Source organism: Saccharopolyspora tripterygii (assembly GCF_054778355.1).
Genome location: NZ_BAAGZP010000034.1, coordinates 42,866 through 67,318, shown reverse-complemented (window position 1 = coordinate 67,318; position 24,453 = coordinate 42,866). Strand labels below are relative to the sequence as shown.

Below are 24,453 nucleotides of genomic sequence, written 5' to 3'. Positions count from 1 at the left end.
CAGTCGCGCACGGCGAGCGCCAGCTCCCCGTTGGCGTCCTTCTCGGCGTCCAGGGTCTTGTCCCCCAGCAGCTCCGACACCTCCTGCTCCAGGAAGATCCGGACACCGTTCTCCTCGATCACCTCGTCGCCCTCCTGGGGTTCCTCGGCGATCGACGCCTGCAGCCCCTGCCCGGCCGGCGCGATGCGCAAGCCCGAGCTGGCCGGAGAGTCGCCGCCGACGAGGACGAGCTTGATGACCTCCACGGCACTCTCACTGATGGTGAGCATGGTGCTCAACTCCTCTCGGAGCCGGTCGGTTGAAGGGGCCACCGTGTCATCGCCGCGAGGGGACGCGCAAACCGACCCGCCGACTCATCCTTCGTACGCCGACAGCGGTGGGCAGGAGCAGACGAGGTTGCGGTCGCCCTTGGCGCCGTCGATGCGGCGGACCGGCGGGAAGACCTTGATCGCGTCGGTGCCCAGCGGGTAGGCCGCTTCCTCGCGGGAGTAGGCGTGGTTCCACTCCTTGGCGAGGCTGGCCGCCGTGTGCGGCGCGCCGACCAGCGGGTTGTCGTCGGCAGGCCACTGACCTGCGACGACCTTGTCGATCTCGGCGCGGATGGCGATCATCGCCTCGCAGAAGCGGTCCAGCTCGGCGAGGTTCTCGCTCTCGGTCGGCTCGACCATGAGCGTGCCCGCGACCGGGAACGACATGGTCGGGGCGTGGATGCCGTAGTCGGCCAGCCGCTTGGACACGTCGTCGACGGTGATGCCGCTGGACTTGCTGATCGGCCGCAGGTCGAGGATGCACTCGTGGGCGACGAAACCTCCCTCGCCCGTGTAGAGCACCGGGAAGTACTCGCCGAGCCGCCGTGCGACGTAGTTCGCCGAGGCCACCGCGGTCAGCGTCGCGCGGCGCAGGCCGTCGGCACCCATCATCCGGACGTAGGCCCAGGAGATCGGCAGGATCGAGGCGCTGCCCCACGGAGCCGCGCTGATCGGGCCGACGCCGGTGGCCGGACCGGCCGCGGGCTGCAGCGGGTGGTTGGGCAGGAACGGCGACAGGTGCTCGCGGACCCCGATCGGGCCCACGCCGGGGCCGCCACCGCCGTGCGGGATGCAGAACGTCTTGTGCAGGTTCAGGTGCGAGACGTCCGAGCCGAACTTGCCCATCCGGGCGAGGCCGATCAGCGCGTTGAGGTTCGCGCCGTCGACGTAGACCTGGCCGCCCGCGTCGTGCACCAGCCCGCAGACCTCGCGCACGGTGTCCTCGTAGACGCCGTGAGTCGACGGGTAGGTGATCATGATCGCGGCGAGGTCCTGCGCGTGCTTCTCGGTGAGCTCGCGCAGGTGGTCCATCTCGACGTTGCCGGCCTCGTCGCAGCGGACCACGACCACGCGCATGCCCGCCATGACCGCGCTGGCCGCGTTGGTGCCGTGCGCGCTCGCCGGGATGAGGCAGACCTCGCGATCGGTCTCACCACGGCTGTGGTGGTAGGCGCGGATGGCCAGTAGACCCGCGAACTCGCCCTGGCTGCCCGCGTTGGGCTGCAGGCTGACCGCGTCGTAACCGGTGACCTCCGCCAGCCATTCCTGCAGGTCGGAAACCACCTTGAGCAGTCCCTCGGCGTCCTGGGCGGGCGCGAAGGGGTGCAGCGAGGAGAACTCGGGCCAGGTGATCGGCTCCATCTCGGCGGTCGCGTTGAGCTTCATCGTGCAGGAACCCAGCGGGATCATGCTGCGGTCCAGCGCGATGTCCTTGTCCGAGAGCTGCCGCAGGTAGCGCAGCAGCGAGGTCTCCGAGCGGTGCGTGCGGAACACCGGGTGCGTCAGGTACTCCGAGGTGCGCGCCAGGGCCGAGGGCAGCGCGTCTGCGGTCTCGGCGTCGAGCGCGTCGACCTCGCCCGCGCTGACGCCGAAGGCCTCCCACACCGCGGCCAGGTGGGCGCGGGTGGTGGTTTCGTCGCAGCTGATGCCCACGTGGTCGGAGTCCACCCGGCGCAGGTTGATGCCGCCGCGGCGGGCCGCCGCCAGCACCTCGTCGGCCCGACCCGGAACCTTGGCGAGCACGGTGTCGAAGAACTCGCCGTGCACGACCTCCACGCCGCCCCGGCGCAGCTGCTCGGCGAGCACGCTGGCCATCCGGTGCGCGCGGGTCGCGATCGCCTTCAGCCCGTCCGGACCGTGGTAGACCGCGTACATGGACGCCACGACCGCCAGCAGGACCTGCGCGGTGCAGATGTTGCTGGTGGCCTTCTCGCGGCGGATGTGCTGCTCGCGGGTCTGCAGCGCGAGCCGGTAGGCCTGGTTGCCCTCGGTGTCGACGCTGACGCCGACCAGACGGCCGGGCAGCTGCCGCTCCAGGCCCTTAGCCACGGCCATGAACCCGGCGTGCGGGCCGCCGAAGCCCATCGGGACGCCGAAGCGCTGGGTGCTGCCCACGACCACGTCGGCGCCGAGATCGCCGGGCGAGCGCAGCAGCGTCAGCGCCAGCAGGTCGGAGGTCACCACGACCTTCGCGCCCCGCTCGTGGATCTGCGCGATCAGCGCCTCGGGGTCGTGCACGGCGCCGGACGCGCTCGGGTAGGACAGCAGCGCGCCGAAGAACTCGCCCTCGGGCAGCTCACCGGAGCTCAGGTCGGCCACCACGATCTCGATGCCCAGCGGCTCCGCGCGGGTCTCGATGACGGCGATGGTCTGCGGCAGCGTGTCGGCGTCGACCAGGAACCGCGGCGACTTGGACTTGCCCGCGCGCCGCACCAGGGTCATGCCCTCGGCCGCCGCCGTCGCCTCGTCCAGCATCGAGGCGTTGGAGACCTGCATCCCGGCGAGGTCGGCGACCATGGTCTGGAAGTTCAGCAGCGCTTCGAGCCGGCCCTGCGAGATCTCCGGCTGGTAGGGCGTGTAGGCGGTGTACCAGGCCGGGCTCTCCAGCACGTTGCGCAGGATCACCGGCGGCGTGACCGTGCCGTAGTAGCCCAGGCCGATCATCTCGGTGTGCGGGCTGCAGCGGCCGGCGAGCTCGCGCAGCTCGGCGAGCGCCTCGGTCTCGGTGGCGGGCTCCGGCAGCGCCAGCTGCAGGTCACCCTCGCGAATGGTGTCCGGGACGGCCTTCTGACCCAGTTCCTCCAGGGAGCCGACGCCGATGACGTCGAGCATGCGGGCCAGTTCGGCGGGCATCGGCCCGACGTGGCGGTCAGCGAACGGCCTGCCGTGCTCCAGCGCGGCCAGAGGAATGCGGTCGTGCGTCGCGTCGGTCATCGCCAAAACCTCAATCTTCGCGGCGAACAAAAGGGCGGCAGCGGTTGCTGCTCTCCCCCTCTGTCACTGTTCGCGCTACGAACGCCTGAGAGCTTCACCCGGCGGGACCGGGCTTGCACCGTCGGCGGGGCCCACCTGGAGGTGTGCCCTCTTTCCAGAGGTATCTCGCCCGTGCGGTCCATGTGGCCTGAGAGGTTGTCGGGGAGAGTTGCTCCTTCGGCGCCGGTCCCTCAACCAGGACCGGACTCTCCCGCACGGGGTCGACGATGGCGCTCAGAGTACCCGATCAACAAGGTCTATCGAGCCATCAATGTCGCCTACCGCACACATGGCGGCCGGCGGTCGTTCAGCCGGTCTCCGCCTGGCGGTCGCGGCGGCGGGCCGCGAGCTCGTCGTTGATCGCCGACTCGATGTTGACGCCACCGTCGGCGCGCTCGGCCGGGAACTCGTGGATGGTTCCGCTGATCTCGCGCATCGCACCGCTGACCGCGATGCCGAACACGCCCTGGCCGCCCTGGAGCAGATCGACCACCTCCTCGGCGGAGGTGCACTCGTAGACCGTGGTGCCGTCGCTGAACAGCGTCAGCTTCGCCAGGTCCGACACGCCGCGCTTGCGCAGGTGCTCCACCGCGACCCGGATGTTGTGCAGCGAGACCCCGGTGTCGAGCAGGCGCTTGACGACCTTGAGCACCAGGATGTCCTTGAACGAGTACAGCCGCTGCGAGCCGGAGCCCGCCGCTCCTCGTATGGACGGGCCGACCAGCTTGGTGCGGGCCCAGTAGTCCAGTTGCCGGTAGGTGATGCCCGCGATCTGGCAGGCCGCCGGCCCGCGGTAACCGACCAGCTCGTCCGGGGCAGAGGCGTCGGGGAACAGCTCACCCTGCTCCGCAGCATCCGAACTTGCTGCTTCCTCCACCACGCCTGCCTCCCCTCGTCCGGCCCGAAGCCGACGACGACGATCACCAGCGCCCGGACCGTTGGCGATCCGGGGCCGCGAAGCCGTGTACCGGCTGAATCACACCGGGGCAATTCGCGTACGTCCGAAGGTATGCCCGCTCAGCAGGCGGGTCAACGCGACGCGCGGACCGCGCGCGCTCTCGATCCCGGTGCGACGGATCCGGCCCCCGGGTGCTGTGAGCAACCGGGGGCCGGAGTGGTCTGTTCAGCGCAGGAGTCCGCCGCGGGGCTCAGGTGTCGGCACCGCGGAAGTCCTCCGGCGAGACGGAGTCGAGGAACTCGCGGAACTTCTCGACCTCGTCCTCCTGCTCGTCCGGGATGATCAGTCCCGCCTCCTCGAGAACGGATTCGTCGGCGTGGATCGGCACTCCGATGCGCAAGGCCAGCGCCACCGAATCGCTCGGCCGCGCGGACACCCGCACGTCCCCGTCGAACACAAGCTCGGCGAAGAAGGTGCCCTCCTGCAGGTCGGTGATCCGCACCTGCTCCAGGTCACGCCCCAGGGCTCCGATGACGTCCTTGAGCAGGTCGTGGGTGAGCGGCCGCTGCGGCCGCACGCCCTGCTGCTCCAGCGCGATCGCGGTGGCCTCGACCGACCCGATCCAGATCGGCAGGTAGCGCTCACCATCGGACTCGCGCAACAGCAGGATCGGCTGGTTGGCTGGTAGTTCAACTCGCACGCCGACGACGCGCATCTCACTGCTCATCGTCACATCGCCTCCTCCAGCGCGCCGTAGCGTGACATCCCCGTCGAGGGTCCCGCACCGACGCCTCCGACGCTACCCGCGATACGGCGGACACGCCCTTCCATCGGCGGTCCGAGCGGACCACCACCATCGCGGTCGTTGAAGTCGGGGCCCACGGCCCGGACCGCTGGCGAGCTCGTCGTTGAGCATTACCAGCACGATACACCGCGCAGAGCCTCGCCGAAGTCGTCGGAAGGCCCTGCTGCGCGGTGAAAACCGCTCGTGGCCCCGGGAAATTCCCGGCCGGGAGGAGCGCCTCCGCACGCAGGCGGCGCAGCTGCCTCATGCGTCAGCGGGGCGACGCCTCACGGCGCCGCCCCGCTGACGGGTGTGAAAAGCCCGGTTCGACGGCCTCAGCGGCCGCCCTGGCCCCCATCGATCGGCCCGGTCAGGAACACCAGGCGGAACTTCCCGATCTGGACCTCGTCGCCGTTGGCCAGCACCGAGGTGTCCACCGGTTCCCGGTTCACGTAGGTGCCGTTGAGGCTGCCCACGTCGACCACCACGAAGTCGTTGCCCTCGCGGCGGAACTCGGCGTGCCGCCGGGAAACCGTCACGTCATCCAGGAAGATGTCGCTGTCCGGGTGCCGGCCTGCGCTGGTGGTCTCCCGGTCGAGCAGGAACCGCGAGCCCGCGTTCGGGCCGCGCTTGACCACCAGCAGGGCGGAACCTGCCGGCAGCGCATCGACCCCGGATGCGGAGGCGGGTTCCGGGGCCGCGCTCTCGGTGCTCTCCTGCTCCGAGAGGAAGGGCCGGAAGACCGAGGTGGTCTCCGGTGACTGCTCCGGCGGAACGTCGCCGAAGCCGCTGTTTTGGCTCACCTGAGCTCTCCCTTACGCGGATAGATCGTGCCAAGTATGCGCCCAAGGTACCGTGCCTGGACAGCCTCGGAACCAGCGACTCCCGTCATCGTCCCACGACGCGGCCGGTCCAGACGATCATCCCTGGTCGATCAGGTTCTGGTAACCCTCGGCGTCGAGCAGACCGGCCAGCTGGTCCGGGTCGGCGAGCCGGACCTCCACCATCCAGCCCTCCCCCGCGGCGTCCGAGTTGACCAACTCCGGCTGGTCCTCCAGCGCGGGGTTGCCTGCCGTGACCTCACCGGTCACCGGGGCGTAGAGGTCGGAGACGCTCTTGGTCGACTCCACCTCGCCCATCGACTCCCCCGCGGCGACCTGCTGCCCCACGTCGGGGAGCTGCACGAACACCACGTCGCCGAGCTGCTGCTGGGCGTAGTCGGTGATGCCGATGCGCACCGTGTCCTCGCTGATGCGCTGGACCCATTCGTGCTCTTCGGTGTACTTGATCTCCGGGGCCGCCACGGTGGTCCCGCCTTTCGTCCGCTGTGTGCAAGATGCCGAGTGATCGGCGCGGCGAGCGTATTCACCGGCCGCCGAAAGCCGCAAGACGACGCGCAGCGCGATCAGGTGCGTGCGCGGGTCCCGCGCACGGCGGCGATGACCTGGGCCAGGTAGAGCACGCCCGCCCACAGGTACAGCGCGCCGCCCCAGGCGGTGAAGGCGTAGGCGATCGGGCGCACCACGTCGGCCCCGGTGAAGTCGTCCTGCACCAGCAGGAGCAGGGGGAACGCGTACATCAGGCAGAAGGTGGCGGCCTTGCCCAGGTAGTGCACCTCGGGCGGCTCGTAGCCGTGCCAGCGCAGCACGGGCAGGCACAGCGTGAGCACGACGTCGCGGACCACGAGGGCGACGGCCATCCACCACGGGATGACGTCGCGCAGCACGAAGGCGATCAGGGTGGCCACGATGTAGAGCCGGTCGGCGGCGGGGTCGAGGAGTTCGCCGATGCGGCTGTACTGGTTGAGCCAGCGGGCGAGCTTGCCGTCGAGCCAGTCGGTGGCGCCGCTGATCACCAGGACCAGCAGGGCGAGCAGGTCGGCTTGCGGTCCGAGCAGCAGCCAGAGGAACACCGGCACGCCGGCCAGGCGGATCACGCTGAGCAGGTTCGGCAGCGTCCACCACGGGTCGGCCCAGACGTCGCGGGCGACCTCGCGGATCCGGTCCAGGCCCGGATCTCCCGGCCCCGGGTGGTCCAGCTCGCCCTCGGCCCGCGGCCCGCTCGTGGTGTTTTCCGTGGTGCGCTCGGCGTCCTGCACCACGAGCCTCCCCTGAATGGTTGTGCGCACGGCCCCGCAACGGGTGCACACCTGTGCATCCTGACCGGATCAGGGTCTCATATCGCCAGCGCAACCCACTTGGCGGCCAGCCGGAGCCGGGACACCCTGCGCCGCAGGAAGACACACGTGCGGCTCAGCCGCGAGTGCGGCTCCACCCCCGGCGGCACAACTCGGCATCGGTCAGGAACCGGGCTCGGCCGCGATCGTCCACGCCCGCCCAGCGGGCGCCCGCGGTTCCCTCTCGGACGTAGGAGTGGCCGCCGCTCCAGACCACGCTGCACGGCGCGGTGGGAAGGTCGTTCGGCTCTTCGACGGTCGCCAGTGCCCTGGGAGGCTGTGCCGGTTCCATCATGCTCATATTTCGTAGCACCTCCGATTCATTTGTCGGCGCGGGACACCTGGGTGTTAGCCCGGCCATCGGCTCGACACCGAGTGTGGGGCCTGGAAGTCGTGCCAGCGCGCCGGAAACGCACCCGCTGCGCCCAGCGGCGGCGCGGCGTCGCCGAATGCGCATGCGGATGCAGCGCGACCGAACTCCCGCTGACCGGTCCGGCCGAACGCGTTCGCTCATGACGAACGCGTTCGGCCCAGGACGGCCGCGGGCAGCTCTGGCGCGAAGATCGGATCTGGGGTACGACACAGGCGTTGTCACAGCGGACGCGGGAGGTAGTCGGTCGATGGGTGAGTACGCGGAGAACTACCAGCGGAGCCTGACCGACCGCGAGGGTTTCTGGCTCGACGCGGCGCGCGCGATCGACTGGGACCGCGAGCCGACCCGGGCGCTGGACGACTCCGCCGCCCCGATGTACCGGTGGTTCCCGGACGGCGAGCTCAACACCTGCTTCAACGCGCTGGACCGGCACGTGCGCGACGGCCGGGGCGAGCAGCCCGCGCTGATCTGGGACTCGGCGATGTCCGGTGTCGTGCGGACCTGGACCTACCGGGAGCTGCTGGACCGGGTCGCCCGCTTCGCGGGTGCGCTGCGGGCGCAGGGCGTGAACAAGGGCGACCGGGTCGTGCTCTACCTGCCGATGATCCCCGAGGCCGCGGTCGCGATGCTGGCGTGCGCGCGGATCGGGGCCGTGCACTCGGTGGTCTTCGGCGGCTTCGCGCCCAAGGAGCTCGCGGCCCGCATCGACGACGCGCTGCCCACCGTCATCGTGGCGGCGTCCTGCGGCCTGGAGCCCAACCGGGTCGTGGAGTACAAGCCGATCGTCGACGAAGCGCTGAGCCAGACCGAGCACCAGCCCGGCAAGGTCATCGTGTTCCAGCGCGAGCAGGCGCGAGCCGAGCTCGGCCCGCGCGATGTCGACTGGGAGGACGCGGTGGCCTCGGCCGAGCCGGCCGACTGCGTCCCGGTGGCGGCCACCGACCCGCTCTACGTCCTCTACACCTCGGGGACCACGGGCAAGCCCAAGGGCGTGGTGCGCGACAACGGCGGGCACGCGGTGGCGCTGCGGTGGTCGATGACCAACATCTACGACATCTCACCCGGCGAGGTCTTCTGGACCGCCTCCGACGTGGGCTGGGTGGTCGGCCACTCCTACATCGTCTACGCGCCGCTGCTGACCGGGGCGACGACGGTGGTCTACGAGGGCAAGCCGGTGGGAACCCCGGACGCGGGCGCGTTCTGGCGGGTCATCGCGCAGCACCGGGCCAAGGCGCTGTTCACCGCGCCGACGGCGCTGCGCGCGATCAAGCGCGTCGACCCGGACGGCGCGCAGCTCGCCGAGCACGACATCTCCTGCCTGGAAACGCTGTTCCTGGCCGGTGAGCGGCTGGATCCGGAGACCTACCACTGGGCGGCCGAGAAGCTGGGCGTGCCGGTGATCGACCACTGGTGGCAGACGGAGACGGGCTGGCCGATCTGCGCGAACCTGCGCGGGCTGGAACCGATGCCGGTCAAGCCGGGTTCGCCGACGGTGCCGGTACCGGGCTACGAGATCGAGGTGCTGGACCAGGCGGGCAACCCGCTGCCTCCCGAGACCGACGGGGCGATCTGCCTGAAGCTGCCGCTGCCGCCGGGCACGCTGCCGACGTTGTGGGGCGACGACGCGCGTTTCCACGAGTCGTACCTGTCGCGCTACGAGGGCTACTACCTCACCGGCGACAACGGCTACGTCGACGCCGACGGGTACGTGTTCGTCATGGGCCGCACCGACGACGTGATCAACGTGGCGGGTCACCGGTTGTCGACGGGGTCGATGGAGGCGGTGCTGGCGGCGCATCCCGCGGTGGCCGAGTGCGCGGTGATCGGCGTTCGCGACGAGCTCAAAGGCCAAGTGCCGCGCGGGTTCGTGGTGCTCAAGTCCGGTGTGGACATCGCACCCGAGACGCTGCGCGACGAACTGGTGGCTGCGGTGCGCGACCAGATCGGCCCGGTGGCGGCGTTCCGCGACGTCTCCGTCGTCGACGGGCTGCCCAAGACCCGCTCGGGCAAGATCCTCCGCAAGTCGATGCGCGAGATCGCCGATCGCGGCGACACGAACGTGCCCTCCACCATCGAGGACCCCTCGGTGCTCGACACCCTGCGCCCGTCGCTGCGCGGCGAGGGCTGACCCCTACCGCCTGCGGATCCCGTCGAGGAGGAAGGCGGTGCGGCGGTCGTAGTCCTCCCGGCGGGGACGAGGACCGTGCTTGAGCGCGAGCGCGTTGTCGTGCACGAGCGCGCGCAGGTCGTCCGCGGTGAACTCCGCGCGCACCGCGCCCGAGACGCGGCCCGACGCGATGAGCTCGTCGTTGATCTCGCTCCCGATCCGGCAGATCTCCACCAGGCTCTGCGCCTCGGGGTACACCTGCAGCAGGGCGTCATTGGCGGCGGGCTGGCGGTGCTGGAGATCGCGGATCGCGGTGAGGTAGTGCGCGACCCGCTCCCAGGGATCGTCGATGGCGCGCGTGCGGTCGATGATGTCGCGCAGCTCGACGGAGACGACCTCTTCGATGACGGCGTCGATGAGGCCGATCCGCCCGCCGAACCGGTTGAAGATCGTCGCCTTGCTCACGCCTGCCGCCTGGGCGACCTCCTCCAGCGGCACGGTGAGGCCCCGCCCCTGGAAGGCGTCGATCGCGGCGCGCCGGATCTGGTCGGCGTTGCGCCGGGCGTCGGCGCGCAGCCGTGGTGTTGAAGGCGCTCCACCGCTCATCCCAGCACCGTCCCTCGCCGTCGCGACCCCAAGTTGACTCGGTCGGTCATCTTACCTACGGTCGCGACCAGAACGAAAGTGACCCAGTTGGTCAACTTAGCGAGCGGAAGGGCAGGACCATGATCGTCGTCACCGGTGCCACCGGGGGGTTGGGCGGCGCGACCGTCGAACACCTCCTCCAGCGCCTGCCCGCCGAGCGGGTCGGCGTCAGCGTCCGCGACCCCCGCAGAGCCGGTCACCTCGCCGACCGCGGAGTGCGCGTGCGGCGGGGCTCCTACGAGGAACCCGCCTCACTGCGGGACTCGTTCGAGGGTGCGGACCAGGTGCTGCTGGTGTCCGGCAACGACCCGACGGCCGATCTCGTCGAGCTGCACGGCAACGCGATCGAGGCCGCCGTCGCCGCCGGCGTCCAGCGGGTGATCTACACCGGCCAGCACGCCGCCACCCCGGACAACCCCTACCCGGCGTCGCAGATCCACGTCGCCACCGAGGCCATGCTCGCCGACTCCGGGCTCGCCTGGACGTCCCTGCGCAACGCCGCTTACGGCCCGCTGGACGTGGTGCTGGGCCCGTGGTCGCAGACCGGGGAGGTCGCTCAGCCCGCCGACGGCCCGGTGCCCTACACCGACCGCGCGGACATCGCGGAGGCGACGGCAGCCGTGCTGGCCGGCGAACACCACCGCGACGGGCCGGTCACGCTCACCGCTGCGACCGCCGTCACCTTGGGCGATCTCGCCGAGATCACCTCCGAGCTCACCGGTCGCGCCGTCGAGCGCGTCGTGGTGGACGACGAGCAGTGGATCGCCGACGAGGTCGCGAACGGCACGCCGCCGGAGGCGGCCGAGTTCATGCTCAGCTGGCACCGGGCGACCCGCGCCGGGCACTTCGCGCACACCGACCCGCTGCTGCCCGAACTCCTCGGACGACAGCCCCGCACGGTCGCCGAGCGGCTCGCGGAGGCCTTCACCGCGTGATCCGCGCCCGACTGCGCGGGTACGGCTAGTCCGTTACGTCCGTTCGGGCGCTTCCGCGGAGTGTTTTGGTCTATACCTTTATGGTCACCGTTCCCCCGAGAATGGAGCCACGACGATGAGCGCACGACCCCGATCGAGGGCGGCGAGGGCCGGAATGGCCGTCGTCGCCGGAGCTCTGCTGGCCGCCGGAACAGCGGTTCCGGCAGGCGGTGATCCCGCACCCCCGGCCTCCGCGATGGACACCATCGTGCCCGCCCCGGAGTCGGTGACGCCGAACCCCGCTGCGGACTTCGAGCTCTCCGAGCAGACCGCGATCCTGGCGCCCGGCGAGGCCGCCGGGGTCGGCGAGTACCTGGCCGGCGTGCTGCGGCCCTCGACCGGGTTCCCCGTGCCGGTCAACCCCGCGCTGGCGGGCACCGGTGACATCGCGCTGGCGCTGGACGGCGATCCCGCGCTCGGCCCGGAGGGCTACCGGCTGCAGGTCGCCGACGACGCGGTGCAGGTGCACGCCACGAGCCCGGACGGGCTGTTCAACGCCGTGCAGACGCTGCGGCAGCTGCTGCCCGCGGGCATCGAGAGCGCGACCGCGCAGCCCGGCCCGTGGACGATGCCCGGGGGCGAGATCACCGACAAGCCCCGGTTCGGGCACCGCTCGGCGCAGCTCGATCCGGCGCGGCACTTCTTCACCGTCGACATGGTCAAGCGCTACATCGACCAGATCGCCAAGTACAAGATCAACAAACTGCACCTGCACCTGACCGACGACCAGGGCTGGCGGCTGCAGATCAACAGCTGGCCGCGGTTGACCGAGGTCGGCGCGCAGACCGAGGTCGGCGGCACGCCGGGCGGGTTCTACACGCAGCAGGACTACAGCGAGATCGTCGATTACGCCGCCTCCCGGCACATCACGGTGATCCCCGAGCTCGACATGCCGGGCCACACCAACGCCGCGCTGTCGTCCTACGCGGAGCTCAACTGCGACGGCGTCGCCCCGCCGCCCTACACCGGCATCGAGGTCGGGTTCAGCTCGCTGTGCGTGAACTCCGACATCACCTACACGTTCGTCGAGGACGTCATCCGCGAGCTGGCGGCACTGACCCCCGGCCCCTACCTGCACATCGGCGGCGACGAGGCGCACTCCACCACCGACGAGGACTACGTCGCCTTCATGTCGAAGGTGCTGCCGCTGGTGGAGAAGTACGGCAAGAAGCCGCTCGGCTGGCACGAGTACGCCAAGGCCGCCCCGGAAGGTGACGCGGCACTGCAGTTCTGGGGCACCACCAACGGCGACCCGCTGCTCAACGAGGGCATCGCGCGCGGCAACAAGGTCCTGGCCTCGCCGGCGAACAAGTCCTACATGGACATGAAGTACGACGAGAACACGCCGCTGGGCCTGCAGTGGGCCGGTTTCATCGAGGTCGCCGACGCCTACGGCTGGGACCCCGCCGACCACCTGCAGCTCCCGGAGGAGTCGATCCTCGGCGTGGAGGCACCGATGTTCAGCGAGACCCTCGAAACCTCGCAGCACATCGAGTTCATGGCCTTCCCGCGCCTTCCCGCCATCGCCGAGCTCGGCTGGTCGCCGAAGAGCACCCACGACTGGGAGTCCTTCAAGACCCGCCTGGCCGACCAGGGCCCCCGCTGGCAGGCAGCGGGCCAGGACTTCTACCGGAGTCCCCAAATCCCCTGGACCGAGTGACCACCACCCCGCACTGGCGGGTGCCGGCGACCTCGCACGAAGCGTCGCCGGCTCCCGCCAGGCAGGGGTGATTCGATTTTTCGCGCGAGATCTGAGCAGAACTCGCTGAGCCGGGCTTTCGCACCCGGGTGAGTGGGAAAGTTCAGGTTCGCGGGAAAGCCCGAATGCTGGGGGTCGGGGTCAGGACTCGTTGACCTTGGGTTCGAGGACCTTCCACCAGTCGGCGAGGGTGGGGCGCTCGGCGAGGTCGGCGAAGGTGACCTGGACGCCTTGCTTGCGCCACTTCTCGACCAGCGTCATGATCCGGACCGAGTCGAGGCCCCAGTCGATGAGGTCCTCGTCGTCGGTGAGTTCCGAGGGCTCCTCGTAGAGCAGCTCGGCGACCTGCTCGCGAACCGCTTCGAGGGTGAGCTTCTCCGGCATCGTTCGGGATCCTCCTGCTGAAGTGGTGGGGTTCAGGCGACTTCGGATTCGTGCGCGACCAGATCGCGGCTCAGGTTGCGAGTCGTGTCGACGACCCCGCAGTTGCGCGCGGCGTAGGACACGGCCATGTCGTGGTCGGCGCGGGAGAAGTCGGCGACCGCGTCGGAGACGAAGAACGCCTGCACCTCCTGCTGGAAGGCCTCCGAAGCGGTCATCAGGCAGCCGATGTGGGCGTAGATGCCGGTGATGATCAGCTGATCGCGACCCCACTCCTGCATCCGGCGACGCAGGTCGGTGCGCTGGAACGCGCTGTAGCGCCACTTGGTCAGCCGCACGTCACCCGCGCCGGGCGCCAGCTCGTCGATGATCGCCTCCATCGCCGGATCGGCGACGCCCGGACCCCACCACTCCAGCTGCAGACCGCGCTGCTCGGGGGTCTGCCCGCCCGGCTGAGCGCAGTAGACGACGGGAACGCCTGCGGCGCGGGCGCGTTCGCGCAGCATCGCGATGTTGGGCACCACCTGGTTCAGCGGCTCGCGATCGGGCGTGAACGCGTTGACGAAGTGCCGCTCCATGTCGTGGATCAGCAGCACCGCGCGTTCCGGGTCCGGCCGCCAGGAGACCTTGTTCTGCGGCAGGTCACCGGCCTGCGGAACGCTGTAGGGTGCGATGCTCGGAAGCGCCACGGCTCCCCCTTCGATGTCTTCGCTCTTGGAAAGTCCTTGTCAGAGGCCCAGCTTCGGCACGAGCTCGCGGCTGATGGCCTCGCGCAGATCGCGCTTGGAGACCTTGCCGACGCCGGTCTGCGGGAACTCCTCGACGAACACCACGCGGTCGGGCACCTTGAACCCGGCCAGGCCGCGCTCGCGGACGAACTTGATCAGCTCGCGCGCCTTGGGCCGCGTCCCGCGCGGGACGACGAACGCGCAGGTCCGCTCACCCAGGTAGTCGTCCGGCATGGACACCACGGCGGCGTCGTGCACGGCGGGGTGGGCCAGCAGGTGGTTCTCCACCTCCTCGGCGGCGACCTTCTCGCCACCGCGGTTGATCTGGTCCTTCGCCCGGCCCTCGACGACGATGTTGCCCTCCGCGGTGAACCGGACGACGTCGCCCGTGCGGTAGAAGCCCTCCGGTGTGAAGGCGCGGGCGTTGTGCTCGTCGGCCTTGTAGTAGCCGCGGATCGTGTACGGGCCGCGGGTCAGCAGGTGCCCGGTCTCCCCGGCAGGCACGGGCACGTCCTCGTCGTCGACCACCAGGACCTCGTCGTCGGGCGAGATGGGCCGTCCCTGCGTGGTGACGATGACGTCCTCGGGGTCGTCCAGCCGCGTGTAGTTGACCAGTCCCTCGGCCATGCCGAAGACCTGCTGCAGCGTGGCTCCGAGCGTCGGGCGGACCCGACGGGCGACCTCTTCGCTGCACTTGGCGCCGCCGACCTGCAGCACCTCCAGGCTCGACAGGTCGTGCTCGCCGTCGGCGGCGGCGTCGAGCCACAGCAGCGCGAGCGGCGGCACCGCGGCCGTGAGCGTCACCCGCTCCCGCTCGACGAGCGGGAACACCTCGTCCGGGCTCGGCCGGCGAGCCAGCACCACGCGCCCGCCGGCGTGCAGGACGCCGAAGGTGCCGGGCGAGCTCATCGGGAAGTTGTGGGCTGCGGGCAGCGCCACCAGGTAGACGGTGTGCTCGGTGACCCCGCAGATCTCGTTGCTGGCGCGGAACGAGTAGATGTAGTCGTCGTGGGTGCGCGGGATGAGCTTGGGCACGCCGGTGCTGCCGCCGGAGAGCTGCAGGAACGCGATGTCGCCCGGAGTGGGCTCGTCCAGCTCCGCCGGTTCGACGTCCACATCGGACAGCGCGGTGAACTCGCCGGCGTCGCCGACGACGAACACCTGCAGCCCCTCCTGCTTGGCGGCGACGTCGGCGGCCAGCGCGCGGTGGTCGAAGCCTGCTTCGACGTCGACGGTGATGTAGGCGGCGGCCTCGCTGAACTCGCAGAAGTAGGAGATCTCGGTCATCCGGTGCGAGGGCAGCGCGAACACCGGAACCGCGCCCAGCCGGAACAGCCCGAAGCAGACCTCGAAGAACTCGGCGACGTTGGGCAGCTGGACGACCACCCGGTCGCCCTTGCCGATCCCCCGCTCGCGCAGCCCGGCCGCCAGCCGGTCGGAGCGGCGATCCAGTTCGCCGTAGGTGATCCGGCGTTCGCCCTCGACGACCGCGACGCGGTCGGGGTGCTTGGTGGCACGCACTCGCAGCAGCTGGCCGAAGGTGTAGCCCTGCCAGTACCCGGCGGACCGGTAGCGCTCGGCGAGCTCGTCCGGCCAGAGGGTCACTCCGGGCAGATGTGCGGTCATGATCGGTGATTCCCCTCAGACTGCCTGGTTCAGGCCCATCGCGGTGAGCGCGGTGCGGAACTTCGCGGAGGTCTCGGCGAGTTCGTCCGCCGGGTCGGAGCCCGGCACGATTCCCGCTCCGGCGAACAGGCGCATCGACTCGTCCTCGACCTCGGCGCAGCGGATCGCCACCACCCACTCGCCGTCACCGGCGGCGTCGCACCAACCGACCATGCCCGCGTAGTAGCCGCGCTCGAACGGCTCGGTCTCGGCGATGACCTCGCGGGCGCGGTCGATCGGGGTGCCGCAGACGGCCGGTGTCGGGTGCAGCGCGTCGGCCAGGTGCAGCGAGGTCGTCGAGCTGTCCCGCAGTTCGCCGGTGACCTCGGTGGCCAGGTGCCACATCGCGTTGGTGCCGATCACCGTCGGCGGCTGCGGCACGTGCAGCTCGGAGCAGAACGGGCGCAGCGCGTCGGCCACGGCTTCCACCACCACCGCGTGCTCGCGGTGGTCCTTCTCGGAGGCGGCGAGCTCGGCGGCACGGCGCTCGTCCTCCACCGGGTCCGTGCTGCGCGGCCGCGAACCGGCCATCGGGTTGGAGCGGACCTTCGTCCCGCGGCGCGACACCAGCAGTTCCGGGCTCGCGCCCAGGAAGGTGCGTTCCAGCGCGGGGTGCGGTCCGTAGCTGTCGCGGGTGCCGTCCTGGCCGCGGCGCGGCAGGTCCACGGCGAAGGTGTAGCTGGCGGGGTCGGCCATCGCCAGGTTGCGCAGCACCTCCAGCACGTCGATCGATTCCGTGGAGGTCAGTTCCAGGCTGCGGGCGAGCACGGCCTTGGTGAGGTCGCCGTGCTCCATCCTGCGCAGAGCCCGCGCCACGCCGCGCTCGTACTCGTCGGGCTCGGGCACCTGGCGGACCGCGCAGGTCGGGGCGGAGACCGGTTTCTGCTGCGGCACCAGCACGTTCAGCGGTTCGGCGCGCACGACTTCCTCGGGCAGCACGAGGTGCGCGGGCAGGGTGCCGCCGAAGGGCACCGCGCCGACGACCATCGGGTTGCGGCGGCCGAACTCCATCGCGCCGTCGAGGAATTCCTGCATCCTGGCGGGCAGGTCGGAGCGCGCGCACTGGGTCTTGGACATCGTGGCGGCCACGCCGCGGGTCAGCAGCACCCCGCGCGGGCTGGAGAACAGGAACGACTGCCCCTGCTCGTAGGCGGCCAGCAGGCGCGCCGCGGCGTCGTCGGCGAGTGCGTCGTCGGCAACGGAGTCGACGTGCCCGTCGGTCTCGATCGTGGTCATGACAACCTTTCGGCGAATAACGGGGTCAGGCGCGCAGCGTGGCGCCGCCGTCGACGTACAGGTCGTGCATCGTGATGTGCCCGGCTTCGTCGGAGGCGAGGAAGACGACGGCGTTGGCGATGTCCTCCGGGGTCGCGATCTTGCGCAGCGGGATCCCGGCCTTGTAGGTCTCGGGCGAACCGGCGATGACCCGTTCCGGGCCGTTGGCGTCGCTCCACATCCCGCGCTGCATGTCGGTGTCGGTGGAGCCGGGCGCGACGATGTTGCAGCGGATGCCGTGCTCGGCCAGCTCCAGCCCCAGGGATTTGGTGAACATGGTCGCGGCGGCCTTGGACGCGGCGTAGGCGGCCATCGAGTGGCGCGGCACGCCCGCGGCGTTGGAACCGACGGTCACGATGGAGCCCCGGCGCCGCGAGATCATGTGCCGGGACACCTCGCGGCAGACGTTGAACACGCCGGTGGTGTTGACCGCGAACGTGCGCTGCCACTCGGCGGCGGTGATCTCCTGCACGGTCCCGACCTGCAGCACGCCCGCGACGTTGGCGAGCACGTCGATGGGCCCCTGCTCGGCTTCCACTCGCGTGACGACTTCGGTGACCGCGGCCGGGTCGGCCACGTCCGCGCGGTAGGCGCGCACCCGGTGCCCGTCGGCGGAGAGCTTCTCGGCCGTGCCGGTGACCTTGTCCCCGTCGCGGTCCACGGCCGCGACCTCGGCGCCCAGCTCGGCGAACGCTCTGGCCACCGCGGCACCGATCCCCTGGCCGGCTCCGGTCACGATGGCGACCTTGCCGCTGATCCCCGTCCGGTTCATCTGGTCCTTCACTCAACTGAGGCTAGCCTAACCTTCGTCAGGCAAGCCTGAGTTTAGAACATGAACCAGGCCCGTTTCTCCCGCCAATGAGGTGGCATTGATCACCGACGACGCGCGGTCATCGGGCGAATCCGCTGCTCGCACGAGAGCAACGGGCGCACCGGGCGATCAGCGAGCGATTCCCCTGGCGAATCCGAGGTCCAGCAGGTCCTGCGGACGGACCTTGAGGTGCGCTGCCAGTTCGGGCACCTGGGAGGGCTCGCGCTTGAGGATCGCGGCGGCGGACTCCGGCGCGATCACGGCGAAGTAGGCGTCCGCGGTCACCCACGTGCGTTCCGGCGCCGCCAGCGCCAGCGCACCTCCGGAGCCGCCCTCGCCGATGACCAGCGTGGTCACCGGAACCCTGGCCGCCGCGACGGCGCCGAAGACCTCGCCGATGGCCGGACCGATGCCGGTGCGCTCGGACTCGGCGTCGTTGGCGGCGCCGGGGGTGTCGACCAGCGTGAGCACCGGGATCCCCAGCTGGTCGGCGAGCCCGATCAGCCGGGCCGCGGTGCGGAAGCCCGCCGGGGTGTTGGCGCTGCCCGTCTGGGCGGCGAAGGCGACCGTCCTGCCGCCGTGATCGCCGAAGCCGCAGATCATCCCCTCGTCGCGGCCTCCGGCGCGATCACCGCTGATCTCGAACCGGGACGTGAAGTAGGCGTCCAGGTAAGCCCCGGCCCGAGGCCGGTCGTCCGCGCGGGCGCGCTCGACGGCCTGCATCCCCGTCTCCGGGGGCGTTCCCCCGGCCAGGGCGTCCGGGACCGGAGCCGGTTCCGGCGGGCGGGTCAGCCTGGCCGGGTGCAGCAGGGACACCAGCTCCGCGAGCGCGGACGGGAGCTCCGTCTCCTCGACGACGCGATCGACCTGCCCGTCGGCGAACTTGCCCTCCGCCCGGAAGGTGTCACCGTCCTCCCCCGCCGAGCGCACCCGCGCACCGCCGAAGGCGATCCGCGCTCCGGGCACGGCCAGCACCACGTCGGCGGCGGCGCCCAGCGACGCCCACATGCCGCCCGTGGTGGGATCGCGCAGCACTGCGATGTGCGGGATGCGGTCCTGCCTGGTCAGCAGGCAGGCGCGGGAGATCGCCTGCAGCTGCTGCAGCGCGCGGATCCCCTCCTGCATCCGGCTGCCGCCCGAGGCGACCAGCGAGATCACCGGCAGCCGGTGCTCGCGGGCGTGCTCGAAGGCCGCCACGATGCGCGCACCGGTGTCCTCGCCCACCGAGCCGCCGAGGAAGGCGAAGTCGAACGCGATGAGCACCGCTTCCCACTCGCCGACCTTGCCCCGGCCGCACAGCACCGATTCCTCGGCGTCGGTGCGATCGGCGGCACGGGCGCGCTGGTCGGCGTAACCGGGCCAGCCGAGCGGACCGTCACCGATGGTCTTGAGCGGCGGCGGCGCGAACTCCGCGAAGCTCTGGCCGATGCTCTCGACCAGCGCGCGCACCGGACTGCGCTCACCCATTGCCGGAGTCCTTCTGCAGGGCCTTCTTCTGGACCTTGCCCATCTCGTTGCGCGGCAGCGCGTCTCGGTAGCGCACCTCGCGCGGGCGCTTGTGCGGCGTGAGCAGGCGGGCGACGTGGTCGGCCAGATCGGTGTCGGCGGCGTCCTGGCCGGGGGCACGCACCACCCAGGCGATGATGCGCTCACCCAGGTCGGCGTCGGGCTCGCCGGTGACGGCCACCTCGGCCACCGCCGGGTGCTCCAGCAGGCAGTTCTCGATCTCGCCTGCGCCGATCTTGTAGCCGCCGCTCTTGATGATGTCGGTGGCCTTGCGGCCGACGATGCGGATGTACCCGTCGGGCGCGCGGGTGGCCATGTCACCCGTGCGGAACCAGCCGTCGGCGAACGCGGCCTCGGTGGCGTCCGGCCGGTTGAGGTATCCGCTGAACAGGTTGTCACCGCGTACCAGGATCTCGCCGACGGTCTCGTCGTCGCTGGTGGCGATCTCCGCGCCCTGCTCGTCGACGAGCTTGAGCTCGACCCCGGCGAAGGGCTTGCCCACGTAGCCCGGACGGCGATCGCCGTCGGCGCGCACGCCGCAGTTCATGATCGTCTCGCTCATGCCGTAGCGCTCCACGACGCGCTGACCGGTGAGCCGCTCGATCCGCTCGTGCTCGACCGCGGGCAGCGCCGCCGAGCCCGAGACCAGCAGGCGGGCCTTGCCGACGGACCGGCCGATCTGCGGGTCGTTCTCGGCGTCCTCGGCCAGCCGGTGGTACATGGTCGGCACGCCGAACATCATCGTGGCCGGGCCGGCCAGCTCCTCGGCGATCGCCTGCGAGGAGAACTTGCCCAGGTGGTGCACGGTTCCGCCGAGACGCACCGGCCCGAGCGTGCCGAGGATCAGCCCGTGCACGTGGAACAGCGGCAGCGCGTGCGCCAGCACGTCGGCCGAGGTCCACTCCCAGGCTTCAGCCAGGGCGTCGAGGTTGGCGCTCAGCGCGCGACGCGGGAGCACGACGCCCTTGGGCGGACCGGTGGTCCCGGAGGTGTAGACGATCAGCGCAGGCGCGTCGGCAGCGACCTCGGCAGGCAGCTCCCCGCCGCGCGCGCTCAGGTCGATCTCGGCGATCTCCACCCCGTCGAGCCCGGCGGGTGGGGTGAACCCCGGCTCCGCGAGCAGCAGTTCGGGTTCGCTGTCGCCCAGGATGTGGGCGAGCTCCCGCTCCCCCACCTTCGGGTTGACCGGCACCACGGCCGCACCCGCGGCGAGACCGCCGATGACGGCCGCGGCCGTTTCGAGCGTGTTGGTGGCCCACACCGCGACGCGGCGCTTGCCCGCGACCCGCTCGGCGATGGCTCCCGCGAGGCCGGCCAGTTCCCGGTAGGTCAGGGCGCGCGGACCGAACCGCAGCGCCTCGGTGTCGTCTGGTTCGCGCAGCTTCGGGAACAGCACCTGGTCGGCCATGGCCACCTCCGGGTCCTCACCGGGCAATTTCTCACCGGCGGACGCGCACCGCCCGGCGAAGCCCGGGTCAGCACTGGTCCACTGGCTGATCCAACTTTTGCCGCTGTGGACGAAACGAGTCAAGGGAATGTGGCAGAATTGGCTCAGCCAGTTTGCCTCTTTCGAATTCAGGAGCGCACCGGTGTCCGACTCCCTCCGCCCGCTCAACCGCCCGCGCCTCTACGAGCAGGTCGTCCAGCGGTTGCGCGAGCACGTCGTCGACTCCGGGTTGCGCGCGGGCGACCGCCTCCCGCCCGAACGAACCCTCGCCGAGCAGCTGGGCGTGAGCCGCGCATCGGTCAAGCAGGCGATCGTGGTCCTGGAGGTGCAGGGCCTGGTCGAGGTCCGGCACGGCGGCGGCACCTACCTGCTGCGCGAGTCGCTGGAGGCCGAGCCGGTCGAGGAGCTGGTGGAGCGCAAGCGGCGGCTGCCCGACGTGCTCGACGCCCGCGAAGGCCTGGAGACCAAGCTCGCGGAGCTCGCCGCTGCGCGCCGCACCGACGAGGACATGGCCGAGATCGACGCCGCGCTGTCGGCGATGCGCGACGAGATCGAGTCCGGGCAGATCGGCCAGGACGGCGACCGGCGGTTCCACGCCGCGGTGACCACCGCCGCGCACAGCGCGCTGCTCGCGGAGTTCATGCGCACCATCGCCCGCGAGATCGCCGAGAGCCGCACCGAGTCGCTGCGCCAGCCGCGCAGGCCGTCCAAGTCGCTCGCCCAGCACGAGCGCATCGCCGATGCCATCCGGAGCGGTGATGCCAGGGCCGCCGCCTCGGCGATGGGCCGCCACCTGCGCACGGTCAGCCGAGTTCGCTTGCTGGACTGGGACCCCGAGGCCTGATCCCGGCTCCACCGGATAGGCTGCCGCAGGTTTCTCTCGTGGGGGTCAGCGCTTCGGTGATCGGCTGGTTGTTGGGCACTGCGGGCACCGCTGCCCTGGGCGCGGTCTTCCCGCTGGTGAACATCGAGCTCTACCTGCTCGGCGTGGTCCCGTCGGTGCAGAGCGTCCCGTGGTGGGCCTTCGCCATCGCGGCAGCCGTCGGCCAGGTAGCGGCCAAGACGATCTTCTACCTCGCGGGCAAGGGCGGCTTCGCACTCGGCGAGCGGCTCAGCAAGCGGGTGAACGAGGAGCGCACCGGCCGCTGGGCGGCCTGGGTGGAGCGGTTCCACCAGCGCACCAGCGAGCACCCCTGGTGGGGCATGGGCGTCCTGGCCATCACCGCCGTCCCCGGCATCCCGCCGTTCAGCCTGATGTCGCTGCTCTCGGGCGCCGCGGGCCTCCCGCTGGTCGGCTTCCTCGCGGCGAGCCTGGTCGGCCGCATCGGGCACTTCCTGGTGGTCGCGGGCGCCCCGGAACTCGTCAGCTGGCTGGGTTCCTGACCCGAAGGGGTTGTCCGCGCATAGATCGGCCGCCGGCCGGGAATCCCCGAACTGATCCGCGTTCGCGACGAGGGGAGCCGACCGATGGCCAGCGGCGATGCCAAGCACGAGCAGCTCGACGGAGTTCGCGCCGATCCCGACGACACCGAACTGACCACCCAGCAAGGCGTGCGCATCGACCACACCGACGACTCGTTGCAGGCCGGGGAACGCGGTCCCACGCTGCTGGAGGACTTCCACTTCCGGGAGAAGGTCACCCACTTCGACCACGAGCGGATCCCGGAGCGCGTGGTGCACGCGCGCGGCGCGGGCGCCTACGGGCACTTCCAGCCCTACGACGGCTGGCTGGGCGACTACACCGTGGCGAAGTTCCTGACCGACCCGGAGGTGCGCACGCCGCTGTTCGTGCGGTTCTCCACCGTCGCGGGCTCGCGCGGTTCCGCCGACACGGTGCGCGACGTGCGCGGGTTCGCCACGAAGTTCTACACCGAGCAGGGCAACTACGACCTGGTCGGCAACAACTTCCCGGTGTTCTTCATCCAGGACGGCATCAAGTTCCCGGACTTCGTGCACGCCGTCAAACCGGAGCCGCACAACGAGATCCCGCAGGCGGCCTCGGCGCACGACACGCTCTGGGACTTCGTCTCGCTGCAGCCGGAGACGCTGCACACGATCATGTGGCTGATGTCCGACCGCGCGATCCCGCGCAGCTACCGGATGATGCAGGGCTTCGGCGTGCACACCTTCCGCCTGGTCAACGCCCAGGGAAAGGGGACGTTCGTGAAGTTCCACTGGAAGCCGGCGCTGGGCACCCACTCGCTGGTGTGGGACGAGTGCCAGAAGATCGCAGGCGCCGACGCCGACTTCAACCGCCGGGACCTGTGGGACGCCATCGAATCCGGCCGGTTCCCCGAGTGGGAGCTGGGGGTGCAGCTGGTGGACGAATCCGACGAGTTCGCCTTCGACTTCGACCTGCTGGACGCCACGAAGATCATCCCCGAGGAGCAGGTGCCGGTCCGGCCCGTGGGCAAGATGGTGCTCGACCGCAACCCGGACAACTTCTTCGCCGAGACCGAGCAGATCGCCTTCCACACCGCCAACGTCGTGCCGGGCATCGACTTCACCAACGATCCGCTGCTGCAAGCCCGCAACTTCTCCTACCTGGACACGCAGCTGATACGGCTGGGCGGGCCGAACTTCGCGCAGATCCCCATCAACCGCCCGGTGGCCGAGGTCTCGACCAACCAGCGAGACGGCTACGGGCAGCAGCGGATCCACCGCGGGACGACGAGCTACTCGCCCAACACGCTCGGCGGCGGGTGCCCGGCGATCGCCGACTCCGAGGTGTTCCGGCACTACCAGACCAGAGTGGACGGCGAGAAGATCCGCCGCCGCAGCGAGAGCTTCTCCGACCACTTCAGCCAGCCCGCGCTGTTCTGGAACAGCATGGCCCGCTGGGAGAAGGAGCACATCGTCGACGCGTTCCGCTTCGAACTGGGCAAGGTCGGCGACCAGGGCGTGCGGGAGCGCGTGCTCGGTGAGCTGAACCGGATCGACCACGACCTGGCCGCCGCCGTCGCGCACGGGATCGGCCTGGAAGCACCCGCGGCCGGCGCCGGGAACCACGGGCGCAGCTCACCGGCGTTGAGCCAGGCGCACTCCCCCACCGAGTCCATCGAGACCCGCAAGGTCGCGGTCCTGGTCGCCGACGGCGTGGACGCGTCCGCGGTGGCGCAGTTGCGCCGCGAGCTGTCCGAGCTCGGCGCGGTCGTCGAGGTCCTCGGCGCCGGTCACGACGGGAAGGTGCGCGGGAACGGCGGATCCGAAGTGGACGTCGACGTCGCGGCGCGCACGGCGATGTCGGTGGTCTACGACGCGGTCGTCGTGCCCGGTGGCGCCGAGAGCGCGCGGACGCTGGTCGCCGACGGGCACGCCGTGCACTTCGTCGCCGAGGCCTACAAGCACCACAAGGCGATCGCCGCCGCCGACGAGGGCGTTGACGTCGTGCGCCAGGCGGGGGTCGCCGAGCAGGCGCGGGAGCGCGCCGAGCGCGACGGGTTCGCCGCCGACCGGGGCGTCGTGCTGGCCGCGAGCACCGGCGGGTCGTTGCCGGAGAACTTCGTGGAGGAGTTCGCGGCCGCCCTCGGCAGGCACCGGGAGTGGGACCGGGACACGTCCTCCGTGCCCGCCTGATAGCTCCCCTTCGCGCGCTTCGGGCGTTCTGCGACGATCACCCGCAGATCCCGGAGCGCACGGAGGGTGATGTTGAGTACCAGTCGGGTCACACTCCGCGAGGGCATCCGGGCCATTCGGGGTGAGA

General features: G+C 70.8%; 22 protein-coding genes and 1 riboswitch. Of the genes, 6 read left to right on the top strand and 16 right to left on the bottom strand.

Annotation, left to right across the window (positions count from 1 at the left end):
* The 8 genes from ACYVF3_RS24145 to ACYVF3_RS24110 all read right to left on the bottom strand — a co-directional run.
* Nucleotides 1-269: HesB/YadR/YfhF-family protein (locus tag ACYVF3_RS24145; RefSeq protein WP_145739682.1), on the bottom strand; the 269-nt coding region annotated here is incomplete at its 3' end.
* 84 nt (nucleotides 270-353) lie between these two features.
* Nucleotides 354-3,242, bottom strand: a complete 2,889-nt coding sequence (gcvP, locus tag ACYVF3_RS24140) for an aminomethyl-transferring glycine dehydrogenase (RefSeq protein ID WP_461156538.1) — start codon at nucleotides 3,240-3,242, stop codon at nucleotides 354-356.
* A 164-nt stretch (nucleotides 3,243-3,406) separates the two neighbouring features.
* A riboswitch (glycine riboswitch) is annotated at nucleotides 3,407-3,505 on the bottom strand.
* An 83-nt stretch (nucleotides 3,506-3,588) separates the two neighbouring features.
* Nucleotides 3,589-4,161 (bottom strand): MerR family transcriptional regulator, encoded by a 573-nt coding sequence (locus ACYVF3_RS24135; protein ID WP_461156537.1) that lies wholly within the window; start codon nucleotides 4,159-4,161, stop codon nucleotides 3,589-3,591.
* A gap of 268 nt (nucleotides 4,162-4,429) precedes the next feature.
* Nucleotides 4,430-4,906 carry a bifunctional nuclease family protein gene (locus ACYVF3_RS24130; RefSeq protein WP_461156536.1) on the bottom strand — a complete coding sequence of 159 codons (477 nt, stop codon included), beginning with the start codon at nucleotides 4,904-4,906 and terminating at the stop codon, nucleotides 4,430-4,432.
* 392 nt (nucleotides 4,907-5,298) lie between these two features.
* Nucleotides 5,299-5,766 carry a glycogen accumulation regulator GarA gene (garA, locus tag ACYVF3_RS24125; protein ID WP_461156535.1) on the bottom strand — a complete coding sequence of 156 codons (468 nt, stop codon included), beginning with the start codon at nucleotides 5,764-5,766 and terminating at the stop codon, nucleotides 5,299-5,301.
* 117 nt (nucleotides 5,767-5,883) lie between these two features.
* Nucleotides 5,884-6,267, bottom strand: a complete 384-nt coding sequence (gcvH, locus tag ACYVF3_RS24120; protein ID WP_461156534.1) for a glycine cleavage system protein GcvH — start codon at nucleotides 6,265-6,267, stop codon at nucleotides 5,884-5,886.
* Nucleotides 6,268-6,368: 101 nt separating this feature from the next.
* Nucleotides 6,369-7,064: a CDP-alcohol phosphatidyltransferase family protein gene (locus ACYVF3_RS24115; RefSeq protein ID WP_461156533.1), complete on the bottom strand. Its 696-nt coding sequence runs from the start codon at nucleotides 7,062-7,064 to the stop codon at nucleotides 6,369-6,371.
* A gap of 151 nt (nucleotides 7,065-7,215) precedes the next feature.
* Nucleotides 7,216-7,434, bottom strand: a complete 219-nt coding sequence (locus tag ACYVF3_RS24110) for a hypothetical protein (RefSeq protein WP_461156532.1) — start codon at nucleotides 7,432-7,434, stop codon at nucleotides 7,216-7,218.
* Nucleotides 7,435-7,759: 325 nt separating this feature from the next.
* Here ACYVF3_RS24110 and ACYVF3_RS24105 point away from each other — a divergent pair, with 325 nt between their 5' ends.
* On the top strand, nucleotides 7,760-9,640 hold the full coding sequence (locus ACYVF3_RS24105; protein WP_461156531.1) for a propionyl-CoA synthetase: 1,881 nt from the start codon (nucleotides 7,760-7,762) through the stop codon (nucleotides 9,638-9,640).
* A gap of 3 nt (nucleotides 9,641-9,643) precedes the next feature.
* Here the strand turns inward: ACYVF3_RS24105 and ACYVF3_RS24100 are convergent, their stop codons facing one another.
* The gene (locus ACYVF3_RS24100) at nucleotides 9,644-10,225 is read right to left on the bottom strand and encodes a TetR/AcrR family transcriptional regulator (RefSeq protein ID WP_461156530.1); all 582 of its coding nucleotides are present in this window, start codon (nucleotides 10,223-10,225) and stop codon (nucleotides 9,644-9,646) included.
* A 119-nt stretch (nucleotides 10,226-10,344) separates the two neighbouring features.
* Between ACYVF3_RS24100 and ACYVF3_RS24095 the strand changes: the two genes are divergently transcribed.
* Both ACYVF3_RS24095 and ACYVF3_RS24090 read left to right on the top strand, forming a co-directional pair.
* The gene (locus ACYVF3_RS24095; protein ID WP_461156529.1) at nucleotides 10,345-11,199 is read left to right on the top strand and encodes an NAD(P)H-binding protein; all 855 of its coding nucleotides are present in this window, start codon (nucleotides 10,345-10,347) and stop codon (nucleotides 11,197-11,199) included.
* Nucleotides 11,200-11,314: 115 nt separating this feature from the next.
* On the top strand, nucleotides 11,315-12,898 hold the full coding sequence (locus tag ACYVF3_RS24090) for a beta-N-acetylhexosaminidase (protein ID WP_461156528.1): 1,584 nt from the start codon (nucleotides 11,315-11,317) through the stop codon (nucleotides 12,896-12,898).
* A gap of 180 nt (nucleotides 12,899-13,078) precedes the next feature.
* On the opposite strand, the gene ACYVF3_RS24085 is transcribed toward ACYVF3_RS24090, so the two are convergent.
* The 7 genes from ACYVF3_RS24085 to ACYVF3_RS24055 form a co-directional block, all read right to left on the bottom strand.
* Nucleotides 13,079-13,321: a phosphopantetheine-binding protein gene (locus tag ACYVF3_RS24085; RefSeq protein ID WP_461156527.1), complete on the bottom strand. Its 243-nt coding sequence runs from the start codon at nucleotides 13,319-13,321 to the stop codon at nucleotides 13,079-13,081.
* A gap of 32 nt (nucleotides 13,322-13,353) precedes the next feature.
* Complete coding sequence (locus ACYVF3_RS24080; RefSeq protein ID WP_461156526.1) at nucleotides 13,354-14,007, bottom strand: isochorismatase family protein; 654 nt, start codon at nucleotides 14,005-14,007, stop codon at nucleotides 13,354-13,356.
* Nucleotides 14,008-14,046: 39 nt separating this feature from the next.
* Nucleotides 14,047-15,672 carry a (2,3-dihydroxybenzoyl)adenylate synthase gene (locus tag ACYVF3_RS24075; protein ID WP_461156525.1) on the bottom strand — a complete coding sequence of 542 codons (1,626 nt, stop codon included), beginning with the start codon at nucleotides 15,670-15,672 and terminating at the stop codon, nucleotides 14,047-14,049.
* 15 nt (nucleotides 15,673-15,687) lie between these two features.
* Nucleotides 15,688-16,947 carry an isochorismate synthase DhbC gene (dhbC, locus tag ACYVF3_RS24070; protein ID WP_461156524.1) on the bottom strand — a complete coding sequence of 420 codons (1,260 nt, stop codon included), beginning with the start codon at nucleotides 16,945-16,947 and terminating at the stop codon, nucleotides 15,688-15,690.
* A 25-nt stretch (nucleotides 16,948-16,972) separates the two neighbouring features.
* Nucleotides 16,973-17,758 carry a 2,3-dihydro-2,3-dihydroxybenzoate dehydrogenase gene (locus ACYVF3_RS24065; protein ID WP_461156626.1) on the bottom strand — a complete coding sequence of 262 codons (786 nt, stop codon included), beginning with the start codon at nucleotides 17,756-17,758 and terminating at the stop codon, nucleotides 16,973-16,975.
* A gap of 168 nt (nucleotides 17,759-17,926) precedes the next feature.
* Nucleotides 17,927-19,264 (bottom strand): carboxyl transferase domain-containing protein, encoded by a 1,338-nt coding sequence (locus tag ACYVF3_RS24060; RefSeq protein ID WP_461156523.1) that lies wholly within the window; start codon nucleotides 19,262-19,264, stop codon nucleotides 17,927-17,929.
* Nucleotides 19,257-20,711, bottom strand: coding sequence for an acyl-CoA synthetase (locus ACYVF3_RS24055; protein WP_461156625.1), 1,455 nt, complete (start codon nucleotides 20,709-20,711; stop codon nucleotides 19,257-19,259). The genes ACYVF3_RS24060 and ACYVF3_RS24055 overlap by 8 nt, the downstream gene beginning before the upstream one ends.
* Before the next feature lie 181 nt (nucleotides 20,712-20,892).
* Here ACYVF3_RS24055 and ACYVF3_RS24050 point away from each other — a divergent pair, with 181 nt between their 5' ends.
* The 3 genes from ACYVF3_RS24050 to ACYVF3_RS24040 all read left to right on the top strand — a co-directional run bounded on the left by ACYVF3_RS24050 (nucleotide 20,893) and on the right by ACYVF3_RS24040 (nucleotide 24,326).
* Nucleotides 20,893-21,594, top strand: a complete 702-nt coding sequence (locus ACYVF3_RS24050) for a FadR/GntR family transcriptional regulator (protein ID WP_461156522.1) — start codon at nucleotides 20,893-20,895, stop codon at nucleotides 21,592-21,594.
* 38 nt (nucleotides 21,595-21,632) lie between these two features.
* The gene (locus tag ACYVF3_RS24045) at nucleotides 21,633-22,133 is read left to right on the top strand and encodes a VTT domain-containing protein (RefSeq protein ID WP_461156521.1); all 501 of its coding nucleotides are present in this window, start codon (nucleotides 21,633-21,635) and stop codon (nucleotides 22,131-22,133) included.
* Nucleotides 22,134-22,217: 84 nt separating this feature from the next.
* Nucleotides 22,218-24,326: a catalase gene (locus ACYVF3_RS24040; RefSeq protein ID WP_461156520.1), complete on the top strand. Its 2,109-nt coding sequence runs from the start codon at nucleotides 22,218-22,220 to the stop codon at nucleotides 24,324-24,326.
* Nucleotides 24,327-24,453: the final 127 nt, after the last annotated feature.

Excerpts from the sequence above, each read along its gene's own strand:
- ACYVF3_RS24100 (WP_461156530.1), bottom strand. The coding sequence starts at position 10,225 with ATGAGCGGTGGAGCGCCTTCAACACCACGGCTGCGCGCCGACGCCCGG.
- ACYVF3_RS24065 (WP_461156626.1), bottom strand. The coding sequence starts at position 17,758 with ATGAACCGGACGGGGATCAGCGGCAAGGTCGCCATCGTGACCGGAGCC.
- ACYVF3_RS24055 (WP_461156625.1), bottom strand. The coding sequence starts at position 20,711 with ATGGCCGACCAGGTGCTGTTCCCGAAGCTGCGCGAACCAGACGACACC.
- ACYVF3_RS24090 (WP_461156528.1), top strand. The coding sequence starts at position 11,315 with ATGAGCGCACGACCCCGATCGAGGGCGGCGAGGGCCGGAATGGCCGTC.
- ACYVF3_RS24085 (WP_461156527.1), bottom strand. The coding sequence starts at position 13,321 with ATGCCGGAGAAGCTCACCCTCGAAGCGGTTCGCGAGCAGGTCGCCGAG.
- ACYVF3_RS24105 (WP_461156531.1), top strand. The coding sequence starts at position 7,760 with ATGGGTGAGTACGCGGAGAACTACCAGCGGAGCCTGACCGACCGCGAG.
- dhbC (WP_461156524.1), bottom strand. The coding sequence starts at position 16,947 with ATGACCACGATCGAGACCGACGGGCACGTCGACTCCGTTGCCGACGAC.
- ACYVF3_RS24040 (WP_461156520.1), top strand. The coding sequence starts at position 22,218 with ATGGCCAGCGGCGATGCCAAGCACGAGCAGCTCGACGGAGTTCGCGCC.
- ACYVF3_RS24095 (WP_461156529.1), top strand. The coding sequence starts at position 10,345 with ATGATCGTCGTCACCGGTGCCACCGGGGGGTTGGGCGGCGCGACCGTC.
- ACYVF3_RS24060 (WP_461156523.1), bottom strand. The coding sequence starts at position 19,264 with ATGGGTGAGCGCAGTCCGGTGCGCGCGCTGGTCGAGAGCATCGGCCAG.
- ACYVF3_RS24110 (WP_461156532.1), bottom strand. The coding sequence starts at position 7,434 with ATGATGGAACCGGCACAGCCTCCCAGGGCACTGGCGACCGTCGAAGAG.
- gcvP (WP_461156538.1), bottom strand. The coding sequence starts at position 3,242 with ATGACCGACGCGACGCACGACCGCATTCCTCTGGCCGCGCTGGAGCAC.
- ACYVF3_RS24130 (WP_461156536.1), bottom strand. The coding sequence starts at position 4,906 with ATGAGCAGTGAGATGCGCGTCGTCGGCGTGCGAGTTGAACTACCAGCC.
- ACYVF3_RS24075 (WP_461156525.1), bottom strand. The coding sequence starts at position 15,672 with ATGACCGCACATCTGCCCGGAGTGACCCTCTGGCCGGACGAGCTCGCC.